Below are 14,088 nucleotides of genomic sequence, written 5' to 3' on the forward strand. Positions count from 1 at the left end.
TAAAACGAATGAATGGTCGATATAATACCTTTTTTCATTAGGAGTGGTACGTGTGACTTGGCATATTATTGGTGCAGGTGCGATTGGCAGCCTTTGGGCTGATCGATTACATCGACAAGGCGAAGCGATCACATTGGTACTCCGCTCCTCTGAGCAGGTCGACGCATTCAATCGCAATGGACAATCACTTCGTGTTGAGAGCCCTAATAAAGAGTTAAGTGTGGTTCAATGCAAAGCGACCTGGGCAGAAGATCTCTCAGTCACCATTACACATTTACTAATCACGACTAAAGCGTTTGATGCACTTGATGCCATTAACAGGGTTAAGAATCAGTTAGCGAGCGATGCCACCATCGTCGTTATGATCAATGGCTACGGTGTACAACAGACGATTCAAGAGACCTTTCCAGATCACAACATTTTATTTGCCAGTACGACCGATGGTGCTTTTAATCTAGCACCTTTCCATACGGTTCATGCGGCAAATGGCAATACGCTAATCGGAAACCTTAATAAAAAAGTAGATAGTAAAGTATCACCGCTTTGTGGGGCCGACTGGATCGATGATATCGATAGCATCCTATGGCGAAAAGTCGCTATCAACTGCTGTATAAATCCTGTCACTGCTATCCATCAATGCACTAACGGCGAAATATTTTCGACTGAGAAGCGGGCAAAACTGACTACCAACCTGGCAGAGGAAATTGAGCAGCTTGAGCTCAAGACGGGAATTGATCGTCACACTCCACTGATTGAAGAAGTTAGAAGCGTTGCCGAATTAACCTATAAAAACCGGTCATCCATGTTGCAGGATGTCGCAAAGGGTCGACGCACAGAAATTGAGCATATTAACGGGGCCATTGTGGACCTCGCTAAAAAGTACGCCGTCGATGTTCCCTATAACCAAGAAATGCTTAAGACCATCCAAAGCCTAACGCTTGCCGATCGTTTACAGGAGTGAATGGCATTCAACATCGCTTGAATCAATTCAAGTTGCCTTACCTAGTCGTGCTGATAAAATGCGCGTCACTCATCGGAGTAGGTGCCCTTTAATAGGGTTAAACGGGAAGTTCAGTGAAAAACTGGCGCTGCCCCCGCAACGGTAAGGACGGTTATTTCAACATCATGCCACTGGCGACAGCTGGGAAGGCGTTGAAATAGAGACCTCCAAGCCCGGATACCGGCCCACTCTCAATTCCATCCAACCATGCGCGGTGGGCGCATCGAGAGAGATCATGAAATTATTTACGACCCTTTTACTGGCAGCGTCGACTGCTTCCTCTTTTGCAGTTGCTGAAGAGACTATTCTCGTCACCAAAACCATCACCAGCGCAGCTAATGTAGAGCAAGATTTAGCCGAAGTACTTCCGTCAGCAAGCGTAATAACCCGCTGGGAAATCGAACAGTCGCCTGCAGCAACGGTGATTGATTTGATTCAATCTGAACCTGGGATAGAAATTGGCCGAAATGGCGGACCTGGTACTGTTTCTTCAATTTTCATGCGTGGGCAGGCCAGCAAGAATGTTGCAGTTTTTGTAGACGGAATCCGAATGCAGACTGATCAATATGGAAGCCTAAAGCTAGTAGATATACCGACTAGCCAGATTGAACGAATTGAAATATTGCGCGGCAACATGAGCGCAATTTATGGTGAAGCAGCCATAGGCGGTGCAATAAACATCTTCACCATAAAAGGCTCTAAAAAATCAGCCCCTTTTGTTTCAACTACAATAGGCTCACGAGGCACATCTGCAATTAACCTAGGATACAGCGGTAACTCAAAAGACTTGGCTTACAACTTTTCATTAGAGCACTTTGAAACTACAAACGATTCATCAATAAATACTGCACAACAACCTTCCGCTAACCCAGACAAAGACCCCTACGACCGAACATCTATCTTCGCGTCAATAGAAAAAAGTATCGACTCAAAATCCGCAGTTGGCGTTCAAACAAACAGAATAGTAAACAGTGTTAATTATGATACTGACTATGAGAGCTCAACAGATTTACATAACAGCGATCAAACAAGTCAAGACATCACTGTTTACCTAAACACAAAAGCTATCAAAAATGTAAATTCAAAATTGTCTTTAACAAGCTCAAAGTATGAATACGCTAGCTTTAAGAATGCGGTCCAAAGTAGTAAAAACAACGGCGATCAAATCAGTATAAATTTGATAAATACACTATCCTTAGGCTCAGATTCCTTCAGTTTTGGAGCCTCCTCAGTCCAGGCTGAATACAATAATGGCAGCTCAAAGCTTGATAGAAACTCTTTGAGCTACTTCTCTGGCTACCACGGTCTATTAGGAAAGAGCTTCGATTATCAAGTAAACATTCGTCATGACGAGATCGACTCAGACTTAGGCAGATCAAACATTTCAAATGAAGCAAACACCTGGCTTGTCGGAGCTGGTTACAGCTTCACTCAAAGCACTAAAGTAACTGGGCTTTATTCGACCTCATTTAGAGCACCAAATACTGCTGAGCTATCAAATACAGCAGGATTGAAAGCTGAAGAACACAAAGGCTACGAAATAGGATTACAACAGACATTCGATATATTGACTGCCAGATTAGTCAAATTCAACACTGACACTAACAATGCAATTTTATATACCGGCAGTTGGCCATGTTCCTCAAATTGCTACGAGAATATCGAAAAAACAAAAAATTCAGGTTATGAGCTAGAAATTTCAAGTTTCATTGGTGATATAGAGTTAAGTTTCAGCCATGTGAATCAAAACCCTAGAAATAAATCAGATAACTCTAGGCTCACCAGAAGAGCACAAAACTACAGCACTTTTAGCCTAAATGGCTTTGATTGGGGGTACGACTGGAAAGCCGAGGCTATCCACTCAGGCGACCGCTCTGACTTCGACTACAATACCTACCCGTATACTCAAAAAACTCTGAAACCATATACAGCCTTCAATTTATCACTGAACAAAAAAGTTAGTACTGACTGGAAAGTAGCACTCAAATTCGAAAACCTCTTTAACGATAATTATCAGCTAGCATACGGATACGATGCTGTTCCGTTTGGAGCATTTCTTTCTATCCAGTACCAACCGCAGTAAGCTAAAAGCAAGGACTGTTTAAACGAGATAAATAATGGCTAACCGACTTACCAAAATCTATACACGCACTGGCGATAGAGGGACTACCCGCCTCGCCACTGGGGCAGAAGTGCATAAGACACATCCGCGTGTTGAAGCGATGGGTACTGTTGATGAGTTAAATAGTCTGATTGGTGTGGTCGATTCACACCTTTCAGAAGCTGATGATCTATCGCCAATCTTTCGCAGAATTCAAAACGATCTGTTCGATCTTGGTGGTGAGATTGCCATTGCTGATGACAGCTATGTGGTTATTTCACCCGAGATGGTTAATTGGCTTGAAGAGGTGTTGGATCACTACAACGACACCCTTCCATCACTAGAGAATTTCATTCTTCCAGGCGGAACACCCGACGCGGCTCACACTCATCTCGCCAGAGCGGTCTGCCGACGAGCTGAACGCGGCTTGGTGGAGCTAGCACAGGAGAGTAGCGTCAATCCGCAAGCCATAGCCTATATAAACCGCCTGTCGGATCTGCTGTTTGTACTAGGCAGAGTCCTAGCTCGACGCGATGGACAAGAAGAGATACTCTGGCAACAACGTTCACCTAAAAATTAATCTATCGAGAACCCAACCATGCGCCTTCTGGCCCTTCTTACGTTTCTTACATTCACCACAACCAGTTATGCAGACTGTGCCTTTGATCAAGATGTGTGCGAAGCATCCTGTAAACTTCGCTTCATTACCAATGATGCAGAGAAAGCAGGCTGTATCTCACGTTGCGTTGCTGAAAGAACTCTCTGTTCGGCTAAAATCGGGGCGGGTAAAGCGAAAGAGTTTGGTGAAGAAGCACTAGAAGAGTCGAAATCCTTTATTGAAGGCTTTACGGCTGATCAAGCAAAAGATCTGGGTAAAAAGGCTTGGGAAAACACCAAATTGTTTATCGGTGGGATGATCGATAAACCCAAAAATGAGTCGACCGATTAGTCATTAATCTGAGCGACTCAAAATTTCACAAACCTCATCCACTCCATCTAGGGTTCTCATCGTCAAACGATGAAGATAATCGGAATTGATTTTATAGAGATTCTGGTGCCTAACCGCCTCAAGAAATGGCCACTGCTGCCAAGCCTCTTGCCAAGTATCAGGAAGACCATCGGATGCTAAAATTAGCTCTGGATTCATACTGATGACTGATTCAATACTGACTTGCGGTGCCATTTCAGGCCGATCTTTGAAAATATTAACGCCACCGCAATGGTCCACAGCTTCTGAAACCACCGATTGGGCGTTAAGCGTGAGCATCGGATCTGACCATAGTTGGTAAAAGACTCTCTTAGGCTCTTTTACCTTGACGGCGCTGCTGGCCAAGCGGCGATTAAACTCGGCAATCAAATTACTCGCCTCTGCCTCTGCATTCAGCAAAATACCCAACTCAGTTAGCTGAGAAGGAATCTCAGCGAGAGTATCCCCCTTAATCCGAACCAACTTCAGACCCAGAGATTCAAGGTAAGTTAACTGCCGTTCGGGATTCCCCCCCTTCCAAGCCAATACATAATCGGGATCTAACTTCACAATCGCTTCGGCATCGAGCGATTGGTAGTCCCCTATCACTTGAATATCTAGAAGCTCTTTAGGGTAATCAGCGGCAGAAACCCTACCAACAACCCAATCCCCTTTTCCCAGTGCATAAATATTTTCAGTCAGGTCCGGCGACAACACCACCAACCGAAGGTCTGCTAGAGCCGAAGCAGGAATGAGTAGAATAATCAGAAAGCGCAGCAGCAAAACTAGCCTCATTAATACTTATTACTGAGCAATAATTGAATTAAGCCTCCAGTTTAGCATGGGCTTTAGCGCGACTTTCATTTATTCTTATCGGATAGAGCTTGAGTCACACAAAGGAGTTAACGTGGATCAGAATACTGTTTGGGTTATTGCAATCGCTGCGCTTATTATCGGTACTTTATTGGGTTTCTTGTTTGGCCGTAGTGGCACTAACGGTTCACGTGAAGTACAACTTGCGAACGATCTTGAGAAAGCTCAGCTTGATTTAGAGCGCTACCGTGATGAAGTTAACCAACATTTCAGCAAGACAGCTGAACTTGTGAACGGCTTAACCAACCAATACCAAAAAGTGCATCAGCATTTAGCTGAAAGTGCTGAAACACTGGTTCGTGATGAAAAATTGGTTGCTAGTCTAAAGAGCAGTGCAGGCAGTCAACTGGAAGACAAGTCTACAGCCTCTAAAACTCAAGCAGAGCCACCGACTCTCTCTATGCCACTAGACTACGCTCCGAAGAGAGAAGATGAACCTGGCACGCTGTCAGATAGCTTTGGACTTCACTCTGAAATTGTTGAGAACCCAGCGGACCCCGCCAAGGTTTACAACCGAGACGAAAAGAGCGCCTAAGCGCTCTTTTTTATTGCCTAAACAGCCAGTCAAAATCAGGCGGGGTTATCGATATCGATAAATTGATGTTCGATGCCAAAGGTTTTCGACAAATGCTCTCCCAACGCCTTTGCACCGTATCGCTCCGTTGCGTGATGTCCGGCTGACAGGTAGTGAATACCCGCTTCTCTCGCATAATGAACCACTGGCTCAGAGATCTCGCCACTAATGAAGAGGTCAGCCCCAAGCTGATCAGCACGTTCTATCATGCGTTCTGCCGATCCGGTGCACCAGGCAATGCGTTGCACTGAACGATCGTCACCCAGAATCAATTCAGCCTGACGACTAAGCTTCGTGGAGACTAGATCCGAGAAAGATTGAGCACTCATTGGTTGAAATATTGACCCAACATTCCCCACACTGAACGGGTTACCCTGATCCATGCCATCTTCTATCTGAATGCCGATAATCTCAGCCAACTGAGCATTGTTTCCCACAACAGGATGCGCATCGAGAGGCAGATGATAAGCCAATAGGCTGATATCGTTTTTCATCAGGGTACGAATACGATTGCCTTTAATGCCGGTCAATGGCTCGGACTCCCCTTTCCAAAAGTAACCATGGTGAACCAACAGAAGATCAGCACCGGCCTCAACTGCCGCATCAATCAACGCTTTGCTTGCTGTAACACCACTGACAATTTTCGAGACATTTCTCTTACCCTCAACTTGCAATCCATTGGGGCAGTAGTCTTTAAACCGATCAACGGATAAATAGTCGTTGCAGTAACTGACAAGATCTTTCAACGCGACAGACACTGGATACCTCTTAGAAAAATAGTGTTCAAGTTACATCTTACCCCGCTATCGCCTTATAATCAGTAATCAATACAACCTGGTAAGAGCAATTTAACATGGGCAAGTATCTGAACACCTTGGTTTGGCCAACACTGGCTGGCATTCTAGCGGCAGTATTGATCGTTCAATTCTTCCCACAGCTCAGCGGCTCTAACAGTACCGAAATTAAGCTGATCAACACACCCGCAGATCAAGCTGGGCCGCAATTGATTACAAGCTACTCTGAAGCCGTTAAGAAGGCAGCGCCATCGGTTGTCAGTATTTATGGGCGCTCTTTAGAGACTAATGAGAACAACCAGATTTCACTTCCTCAAAGTCTAGGTTCTGGCGTTATTATCAGCAAAGATGGTTTCGTCATGACCAATAACCACGTTGTAGCTGCTGCTGAACAGATCATCGTTTCGTTAATTGATGGACGTGAGGCAGTGGCCTCCATTGTCGGCACCGATCCAGAATCAGATTTGGCACTGCTAAAAGTAAACCTAGAGAATCTACCCGGCATAACACTGGTTCCAACCAGCAGTGTAGCGATCGGTGATGTTGTGCTGGCCATCGGAAACCCTTTCGGCGTTGGGCAAACCGTTACCCAGGGAATTATCTCTGGCATGGACAGACACAGCTTAGGGCTGAATACCTATGAGGACTTTATTCAGACCGATGCTGCTATTAATCCAGGTAATTCCGGCGGTGCACTGATCACGGCCACCGGCGATCTGGTTGGTATCAATACTGCCATTTTTTCTAAATCAGGTGGCTCACAGGGTATTGGCTTTGCCATTCCAACGGAGCAAGTCATAGATGTGCTATCCAATCTAGTCCGTTATGGCCGAGTCATTCGCGGCTGGGTCGGTGTGGAAGCTCGTCCGATGCTTCCAAATGAGGCGGAGGCCGCTGGTCTGAAACGAGACATCAAAGGTTTGTTATTAACCGGCATCTATCGCAATAGCCCTGCGGAGCTGGCAGGCCTACAACCAGGTGACGTTTTATTAGCGATCAACGGTGAACCCGTTAAAGGTTCAGGAGTTGCATCAATGAATCAGATTGCTCGCGTGAAACCGGGTGATGTGACAGCGATGAAGATCTTCAGGGACAACAAAGAGTTGGTACTTGAGGTGACAACCAGTGAGAGACCTCCAAGCCGATAACCATCAGCTTGGAGCAATAAGTTAAGTGTTGTCCTTGATTCGATACTCAGCAGAACGAGCGTGAGCCGTTAGACCCTCCCCTCGCGCTAATACAGAAGCGACTTTGCCCATCTCTGATGCACCCTCAGCAGAGAACATGATCAGTGATGAGCGCTTCTGGAAGTCGTAGACTCCCAATGGTGAACTGAATCGCGCAGTACCTGAAGTAGGCAAAACGTGGTTAGGCCCCGCACAATAATCACCTAGAGCCTCTGCCGTATAGCGACCCATAAAGATGGCACCAGCGTGCTTGATCTTTTCAGTTAAGGCGACAGGGTCTTCAACAGAGAGTTCAAGGTGCTCTGGCGCAATTCTATTGGAGAGTGCAGCCGCTTCATCCAAATCAGCAACTTCAATCAATAGAGCACGATCTGCTAAAGATGCTGAAATAATCTGCTCACGCTCAAGCGTAGGTAGCAATTTGGCAATACTCTGTTCAACACGATCAATATAATCGGCATCCGTTGCGATCAAAATAGGCTGAGCATCTTCATCATGCTCTGCTTGAGAGAATAGATCCATCGCAACCCAATCTGGGTCCGTTTTGCCATCGCAAATCACAAGAATCTCAGAAGGTCCTGCAATCATATCGATACCAACAGCACCAAATACCGCACGCTTGGCTGTAGCAACATAGATATTACCTGGACCGACGATTTTATCGACTCGAGGCACTGTCTGTGTTCCATAAGCGAGAGCTGCAACTGCTTGTGCGCCACCGATTGTAAAGACACGATCGACGCCCGCAATCGCTGCGGCGGCTAAAACCATCTCATTGATAACACCATCCGGCGTCGGCACAACCATGATAATCTCTTCAACACCGGCTACTTTCGCAGGCATTGCGTTCATCAATACTGAAGAGGGGTATGCCGCCTTACCACCAGGAACGTAGATACCTACGCGATCCATAGGGGTTACTTTCTGGCCTAACAAAGTACCGTCAGCCTCTTCGTACTGCCAAGAGTTAGAGAGCTGTCGTTCGTGGTATGAACGCACACGATCAGCAGCCACTTCAAGTGCATTACGCTGTTCTGGCGAAATAGCCTCAAGTGCCTGCTGCAAACGAGCTTTAGACATCTCTAACTGAGAAATGTCAGACACTGAGGTACGATCAAAACGATTGGTTAACTCAACAACCGCTTCATCCCCCCTAGCTCGAACCTGAGCAATGATGTCATCAACACGCTCATTGACGGCTTTATCTGAGACACTCTCCCAAGCCAACATCGCATCAAGTTGCTGATCGAAACCGGCTTGTGAACTTTTAAGACGTTTAACTTGAGAAGTCATATTACTTTCCACGTTTATCAATAACCGCTTGTGTTAGTTGATCAAGAATTGGCTGAATCAGATCGTATTTCATCTTCATAGAGGGCTGCCCTACTACCAGACGAGAGCTGATGTCCGCTATGTGATCCATCGCTTCTAAGCCATTGGCACGTAATGTGTTACCGGTATCGACGATATCTACGATGCGATCGGCCAAACCCATGATAGGAGCCAACTCCATCGCACCGTATAACTTAATAATGTCGACCTGACGTCCTTGACGGGCAAAGTATTCACGAGTCACGTTGACAAACTTGGTAGCGACACGCATGCGACCTTCAACCGCTTCAGCATCTTTCATTCCTGCTACGCGCAGTTGGCAGGTAGAGATCTCTAAATCCAAGGGTTCGTAGAGTCCGGCCCCGCCGTGCTCCATTAATACATCTTTCCCGGCAACACCCATGTCAGCACCACCATACTCAACGTAGGTTGGAACATCAGTCGCACGAATCACTACTAGCTTGATATTCTCGTGATTAGTATCAAAGATGAGCTTTCGGCTTTTAAAAATATCTTCAGTCGGCTCTATGCCCGCTGCTGCAAAAAGCGGTAGGGTCTCTTCAAGAATTCGACCTTTAGACAGCGCTATGGTTAATTGCTCTTTCATCACTAATCCAATTATTAAGCAGGAACACGGCGAATTTTAGCGCCTAAGGACTGCATCTTCTCTTCGATACACTCATAGCCACGGTCGATATGGTAGATACGTTCCACTGGAGTCTCGCCCTCTGCAACCAAACCAGTGAGTACAAGACTTGCTGATGCTCGAAGATCTGTCGCCATAACCGGTGCCGCTTTAAGTTTTTCTACACCTTCAATGGTTGCCGTGTTGCCATCAACAATGACTTTCATACCCAAACGAATCATCTCTTGGATATGCATAAAGCGGTTCTCAAAGACAGTCTCTTTAATGCGACCCACACCTTCAGCAATGCTGTTGAGCGCTGCAAACTGAGCTTGCATATCGGTCGGAAACGCCGGGTAAGGAGCTGTAGTAACACTGACCGCTTTTGGACGGCGGCCCTCCATATCCAGCTCGATCCAGTCATCACCTTGTGTAATTTTGGCGCCAGCCTCTTCAAGCTTTTTCAGAACCGCTTCAAGAATATCACCGCGAGTATTGCGGGTACGCACTCGACCTGAAGTGATTGCGCCAGCAACAAGAAAAGTTCCTGTTTCAATTCGATCCGGCATAACAGAGTGAGTACACCCTTTTAGGGTCTCTACGCCCTGTACATGAATTGTATCTGTGCCAGCGCCCGAAATTTTAGCGCCCATAGCGATAAGGCAGTTGGCTAGATCGACCACTTCGGGTTCACGTGCTGCGTTTTCAATGATCGTTTCACCTTCGGCCAAAACTGCAGCTGATAGGATATTTTCGGTACCGGTAACCGTCACAGTATCGAAAAAGACCGTAGCCCCTTTCAAGCGGCCATCAACACGAGCATCAATGTAGCCATCCATGACTTCAATCTGAGCCCCCATCGCTTCCAAGCCACGCAGGTGAAGATCGACCGGACGACTACCAATAGCACAACCACCAGGCAATGAAACCTGCGCACGTCCATGTCGCGCTAATAGAGGTCCAAGCACGAGAATTGAAGCGCGCATGGTTTTCACCAGCTCATAAGGCGCTGTGAATTCGGTGATCGTAGTGGGATCAAGCTCCACACTCATCTTATCGCCCACAGTAAGTTCAACGCCCATGCGACGCAGCAGTTCAAGCATGGTGGTGATGTCATGCAAGTGCGGCAGATTGCATATAGTGACCGGTTCACTAGCGACTAGGGTTGCAGCAAGAATCGGTAGTGCAGAGTTCTTTGCACCAGAGATCCACACTTCGCCGTCTAAACGAGCGCCACCTTCAATGATTAATTTATCCATCTGATTACCTAAGCAGATTAATTACTGCTGTGACTCCCACTGATCTGGAGTAAACGTTTTAATGGAAACAGCATGGATAGCACCTGATGCAATTTGATCAGTCAAACAAGCGTATACCGCTTGCTGCTTCTTAACCGGACTCATTCCGGAGAACATTTCACCAACAACCGTTACCTGGAAATCACAGCCTTCGCCCGCCGTATGGACCGTACAACCCTCAAGCTGACTCTCAACCAGTTGCTTCACTTCATCGGCGTGCATAGTAATCTCCAGATAATCCTTAAATTTAGCCGCGTATAATAACGAAAAAGGGCCCTGATATCATCTATCAAGGCCCTATAAATGCATTCGAAACAAACTCTACAGATTATTGAATATCAACGCCCACTAGGTCCGCAATGGTCTCCATCTGAGTTGGAAGATTAGCCCACTCAATATTGGAGTTTTTTCGACTGATATCTACCCACAACGCAACCGCACAACTATCGACTTTCGTTACATCAGATAGGTCGATTGTGCTGGCTCCAGCAGCAATAGCTGAGAAAACCTGATCAACAACTTGGTTGTAGGTGTTACGAGTCAACTCACCTTGAATCTTAAACACCGGATCCATTAGGCACCTGACACTTTATCAGACATCGCTTCAGACCACTGCTCGATCACTTTAGCAATTTTTCCATGCTGCTCCATCAAGCCAGCAAATTGGTTACGGAACGTAATTCTCAGATTAATACCATCGACAACCACATTGACCAATAACCAACGATCATCTTTGTAAACCATGTAATAAAGAAGAGAATAAACCGTTCCATCTTCCGCAGAGACATTCACATTGACGATCTGTTTGTCGGGATCTGGGCTCGGCTCAACCGGTGGAATGATTTCAAACTCTTTGAAGTTGAATCCCACCACCGCTTTAGCATAGGTCCTAAGCAGAGTACTTTTCACAACGACCGAGAAATCAGCAACCTCTCTGTCACTGGCACGGCGGTAATATTTACCCATGATCGATTTCGCAATGTACTCAAAATCAACCGACTCACCGACCAACTTATCGATCTCACCCATCAACTCATCAATATTCTCTGGTTGTCGAAGGCGCTCATCATTGACCAAGGCGAGCATATCCGCAGTCGCTGTCTCCATCAGTTGACTGGCGGAGTCCCAATTTGCCTGCGCAGGGGTTAACACCCCCAACCAGAGTGCAGCCAGAAGAAATAAACGACCTAACATGTTACTCACTCACCTTATTGAACAAGAACTTACCAACAATCTCTTCAAGCACTAATGCTGACTGCGTATCTTCAATGGTCATACCATTTTCCAACAGATCATCTTCAAACCCTGGGGTAATACCAATGTACTTCTCCCCCAAAAGACCTGCCGTTAAGATTTGCGCTGAGCTATCAATGCTAAGGTAGTCAACATCATCAAAGATCTGCATCTCCACTTCAGCCATCAGACGCTTACGATCAATGCGAATAGCTGAAACCTGACCAATTTGAACACCGCTCATGGAGACTTTTGCACGTTCAGTTAGGCCACCAATATTATCAAAGCGAGCATAGACGGTGTAGCCACCCCCCTTCTGAGAGAGGTTTAAACCGCTAACATTAATTGCCAGAGCGACAAGAGCCAACATACCGGCAAGGATAAGTGCGCCAACACTAATTTCGAGGGCACGAATACGCATTAAAAATCTCCAAACATCATTGCGGTTAGAAGAAAGTCCAACCCTAGTATAGCCAGCGACGAGTAGACAACTGTGCGAGTGGTTGCCTGCGAGATGCCTTCTGACGTTGGCACACAGTCATTACCTTGAAAAACAGCTATCCAGATCACTACAAAACCAAATACCAACGATTTGATCACACCATTTAAAACATCTTCGGAGAAGCTGACTGAAGCCTGCATGTTGGCCCAGAAACTTCCAGAAAAAATACCTAGCCAGTCAACAGCGACTAGAGATCCGCCCCAGATCCCTACGATCGCAAAGATCATCGACAGTAACGGCATACTGATAAATCCCGCCCAGAGACGCGGTGCAATAATGCGACGCATTGGATCGACACCGATCATCTCGTAACAGGCCAACTGCTCGGTAGCCTTCATCAAACCAATTTCAGCTGTGACCGCGGAACCCGCTCGTCCAGCAAACAGCAGTGCAGTAACCACAGGGGCCAACTCACGAACCAGCGACAGTGCCACCATCTGACCTACAGCCTGTTCTGAACCGTAATCCACCAGAATAGTGTAACCCTGCAAACCGAGTACCATTCCGATAAATAGACCCGAGACGATGATAATGACCAGCGATAGGACACCAATAAAATAGAGCTGCCGAATCAACAGCGGCAACATCATCATGGGTGCCGGCTTGGCAATCAAAGATTGACTCAATAACTGCCCTGCACGACCCACTGCAGCCACGCGATTAAGAGTTTTAGCACCCAATTTTTGTAGGAACTGAATCATTGTGAGTCACCAAACAACTGATCTTTAAAAGAGGGAGCTGGAAAGTGGAAAGGAACGGGGCCATCAGGTCGACCTTTCATAAACTGTTCAACGCGCGGATCTTCAGAACCATTGAGTTGATCAGGTGCACCTTGAGCCAGCACCTTTCCATCAGAGATAAGATAGACGTAGTCTGCAATGCTCAAGGTCTCTTGGATATCGTGCGAAACAATGACCGATGTATGACCAAGCGCCCTGTTCAAACGAGAAATCAAATTAATTAGAACGCCCATGGCAATAGGATCCTGTCCTGCAAAGGGCTCGTCATACATCAAGAAATCCGGATCAAGGGCTATTGCCCTAGCTAATGCAGCCCGCCTTGCCATACCCCCTGATAACTCAGCTGGCTTAAGTTCACTGGCACCTCGCAAGCCGACAGCATTCAACTTCATCAAAACCAGATCTCGAACAACGCTTTCGGGCAGATCTGTATGAACTCTCAAAGGAAAGGCGACATTTTCAGCTACTGTCATATCCGTAAATAGAGCACCGCTCTGAAACAGCATCCCCATTTTTGCCCTTAACTCAAAGAGACGGCGACGAGAAAGAGCGTGAACATTATCACCGTCGACTCTAATTGAGCCTTGATCAGGCGTAAGCTGCCCCCCAATCAATTTAAGAAGGGTCGTTTTTCCCGTTCCTGAGGGCCCCATGATCGCTGTGATCTTGCCGCGAGGAATGGTTAACGATAGATCATCAAAAATCTTTCGTTCACCACGCCAAAAGCTGAGATTACTCACTTCGATATGTGTATCATTTAATTGAGCCATCAGTGCCTATCGATGAATAAATAGAAAATATTGGTAGAATTCTAGTCTAAAAACATAGCTTATCAAGCAGACCTTTAGATTAAGAGAAAAAT

General features: G+C 46.3%; 17 protein-coding genes and 1 riboswitch. Of the genes, 6 read left to right on the forward strand and 11 right to left on the reverse strand.

Going from position 1 to position 14,088, the window contains the following annotated elements; genetic code table 11:
• Positions 1–52 precede the first annotated feature (52 nt).
• The 4 genes from XMD530_RS00630 (at position 53) to XMD530_RS00645 (ending at position 4,050) form a co-directional block, all read left to right on the forward strand.
• Positions 53–961: a ketopantoate reductase family protein gene (locus XMD530_RS00630; RefSeq protein WP_173506545.1), complete on the forward strand. Its 909-nt coding sequence runs from the start codon at positions 53–55 to the stop codon at positions 959–961.
• Positions 962–1,023: 62 nt separating this feature from the next.
• A riboswitch (cobalamin riboswitch) is annotated at positions 1,024–1,204 on the forward strand.
• 31 nt (positions 1,205–1,235) lie between these two features.
• Positions 1,236–3,083 carry a TonB-dependent siderophore receptor gene (locus XMD530_RS00635; RefSeq protein ID WP_173506546.1) on the forward strand — a complete coding sequence of 616 codons (1,848 nt, stop codon included), beginning with the start codon at positions 1,236–1,238 and terminating at the stop codon, positions 3,081–3,083.
• A gap of 34 nt (positions 3,084–3,117) precedes the next feature.
• A complete protein-coding gene (locus XMD530_RS00640) occupies positions 3,118–3,681 on the forward strand; it encodes a cob(I)yrinic acid a,c-diamide adenosyltransferase (RefSeq protein WP_173506547.1) in 564 nt (187 codons plus the stop codon).
• Between the two features lie 18 nt (positions 3,682–3,699).
• Entirely contained in the window at positions 3,700–4,050 is a 351-nt protein-coding gene (locus XMD530_RS00645) for a hypothetical protein (RefSeq protein WP_173506548.1), read from the forward strand.
• A 3-nt stretch (positions 4,051–4,053) separates the two neighbouring features.
• Here the strand turns inward: XMD530_RS00645 and XMD530_RS00650 are convergent, their stop codons facing one another.
• Positions 4,054–4,851 carry a helical backbone metal receptor gene (locus XMD530_RS00650; RefSeq protein ID WP_173506549.1) on the reverse strand — a complete coding sequence of 266 codons (798 nt, stop codon included), beginning with the start codon at positions 4,849–4,851 and terminating at the stop codon, positions 4,054–4,056.
• Positions 4,852–4,975: 124 nt separating this feature from the next.
• Between XMD530_RS00650 and XMD530_RS00655 the strand changes: the two genes are divergently transcribed.
• Complete coding sequence (locus XMD530_RS00655; RefSeq protein WP_173498187.1) at positions 4,976–5,476, forward strand: ZapG family protein; 501 nt, start codon at positions 4,976–4,978, stop codon at positions 5,474–5,476.
• 35 nt (positions 5,477–5,511) lie between these two features.
• Here the strand turns inward: XMD530_RS00655 and XMD530_RS00660 are convergent, their stop codons facing one another.
• Positions 5,512–6,273 (reverse strand): Nif3-like dinuclear metal center hexameric protein, encoded by a 762-nt coding sequence (locus XMD530_RS00660; RefSeq protein ID WP_173498188.1) that lies wholly within the window; start codon positions 6,271–6,273, stop codon positions 5,512–5,514.
• A 95-nt stretch (positions 6,274–6,368) separates the two neighbouring features.
• Here XMD530_RS00660 and XMD530_RS00665 point away from each other — a divergent pair, with 95 nt between their 5' ends.
• Complete coding sequence (locus XMD530_RS00665) at positions 6,369–7,457, forward strand: S1C family serine protease (RefSeq protein ID WP_173506550.1); 1,089 nt, start codon at positions 6,369–6,371, stop codon at positions 7,455–7,457.
• 21 nt (positions 7,458–7,478) lie between these two features.
• Here the strand turns inward: XMD530_RS00665 and hisD are convergent, their stop codons facing one another.
• The 9 genes from hisD to XMD530_RS00710 all read right to left on the reverse strand — a co-directional run bounded on the left by hisD (position 7,479) and on the right by XMD530_RS00710 (position 13,996).
• Positions 7,479–8,789, reverse strand: coding sequence for a histidinol dehydrogenase (hisD, locus tag XMD530_RS00670; RefSeq protein ID WP_173506551.1), 1,311 nt, complete (start codon positions 8,787–8,789; stop codon positions 7,479–7,481).
• A gap of 1 nt (position 8,790) precedes the next feature.
• Complete coding sequence (hisG, locus tag XMD530_RS00675; protein ID WP_173480528.1) at positions 8,791–9,435, reverse strand: ATP phosphoribosyltransferase; 645 nt, start codon at positions 9,433–9,435, stop codon at positions 8,791–8,793.
• Between the two features lie 14 nt (positions 9,436–9,449).
• Positions 9,450–10,712: a UDP-N-acetylglucosamine 1-carboxyvinyltransferase gene (gene murA, locus XMD530_RS00680; RefSeq protein WP_173506552.1), complete on the reverse strand. Its 1,263-nt coding sequence runs from the start codon at positions 10,710–10,712 to the stop codon at positions 9,450–9,452.
• 21 nt (positions 10,713–10,733) lie between these two features.
• Complete coding sequence (locus tag XMD530_RS00685) at positions 10,734–10,973, reverse strand: BolA family protein (protein WP_173480526.1); 240 nt, start codon at positions 10,971–10,973, stop codon at positions 10,734–10,736.
• 106 nt (positions 10,974–11,079) lie between these two features.
• On the reverse strand, positions 11,080–11,325 hold the full coding sequence (locus XMD530_RS00690) for a lipid asymmetry maintenance protein MlaB (RefSeq protein WP_173506553.1): 246 nt from the start codon (positions 11,323–11,325) through the stop codon (positions 11,080–11,082).
• Entirely contained in the window at positions 11,325–11,945 is a 621-nt protein-coding gene (locus XMD530_RS00695) for a phospholipid-binding protein MlaC (protein ID WP_173506554.1), read from the reverse strand. Before XMD530_RS00695 ends, XMD530_RS00690 begins: the two co-directional genes overlap by 1 nt.
• 1 nt (position 11,946) lies before the next feature.
• A complete protein-coding gene (gene mlaD, locus XMD530_RS00700) occupies positions 11,947–12,405 on the reverse strand; it encodes an outer membrane lipid asymmetry maintenance protein MlaD (protein WP_173506555.1) in 459 nt (152 codons plus the stop codon).
• Positions 12,405–13,187, reverse strand: coding sequence for a lipid asymmetry maintenance ABC transporter permease subunit MlaE (gene mlaE / locus XMD530_RS00705; protein ID WP_173506556.1), 783 nt, complete (start codon positions 13,185–13,187; stop codon positions 12,405–12,407). The genes mlaD and mlaE overlap by 1 nt, the downstream gene beginning before the upstream one ends.
• Entirely contained in the window at positions 13,184–13,996 is an 813-nt protein-coding gene (locus XMD530_RS00710) for an ATP-binding cassette domain-containing protein (protein WP_173506557.1), read from the reverse strand. The genes mlaE and XMD530_RS00710 overlap by 4 nt, the downstream gene beginning before the upstream one ends.
• Positions 13,997–14,088: the final 92 nt, after the last annotated feature.

This window comes from Marinobacterium sp. xm-d-530 (assembly GCF_013283365.1).
GTDB lineage: Bacteria > Pseudomonadota > Gammaproteobacteria > Pseudomonadales > Balneatricaceae > Marinobacterium_E.

Coding starts and splice junctions, on each gene's coding strand:
- mlaE (WP_173506556.1), bottom strand. CDS start 13,187: ATGATTCAGTTCCTACAAAAATTGGGTGCTAAAACTCTTAATCGCGTG.
- XMD530_RS00635 (WP_173506546.1), top strand. CDS start 1,236: ATGAAATTATTTACGACCCTTTTACTGGCAGCGTCGACTGCTTCCTCT.
- XMD530_RS00690 (WP_173506553.1), bottom strand. CDS start 11,325: ATGGATCCGGTGTTTAAGATTCAAGGTGAGTTGACTCGTAACACCTAC.
- XMD530_RS00685 (WP_173480526.1), bottom strand. CDS start 10,973: ATGCACGCCGATGAAGTGAAGCAACTGGTTGAGAGTCAGCTTGAGGGT.
- XMD530_RS00665 (WP_173506550.1), top strand. CDS start 6,369: ATGGGCAAGTATCTGAACACCTTGGTTTGGCCAACACTGGCTGGCATT.
- mlaD (WP_173506555.1), bottom strand. CDS start 12,405: ATGCGTATTCGTGCCCTCGAAATTAGTGTTGGCGCACTTATCCTTGCC.
- hisD (WP_173506551.1), bottom strand. CDS start 8,789: ATGACTTCTCAAGTTAAACGTCTTAAAAGTTCACAAGCCGGTTTCGAT.
- XMD530_RS00710 (WP_173506557.1), bottom strand. CDS start 13,996: ATGGCTCAATTAAATGATACACATATCGAAGTGAGTAATCTCAGCTTT.
- hisG (WP_173480528.1), bottom strand. CDS start 9,435: ATGAAAGAGCAATTAACCATAGCGCTGTCTAAAGGTCGAATTCTTGAA.
- XMD530_RS00695 (WP_173506554.1), bottom strand. CDS start 11,945: ATGTTAGGTCGTTTATTTCTTCTGGCTGCACTCTGGTTGGGGGTGTTA.
- XMD530_RS00645 (WP_173506548.1), top strand. CDS start 3,700: ATGCGCCTTCTGGCCCTTCTTACGTTTCTTACATTCACCACAACCAGT.
- XMD530_RS00640 (WP_173506547.1), top strand. CDS start 3,118: ATGGCTAACCGACTTACCAAAATCTATACACGCACTGGCGATAGAGGG.
- murA (WP_173506552.1), bottom strand. CDS start 10,712: ATGGATAAATTAATCATTGAAGGTGGCGCTCGTTTAGACGGCGAAGTG.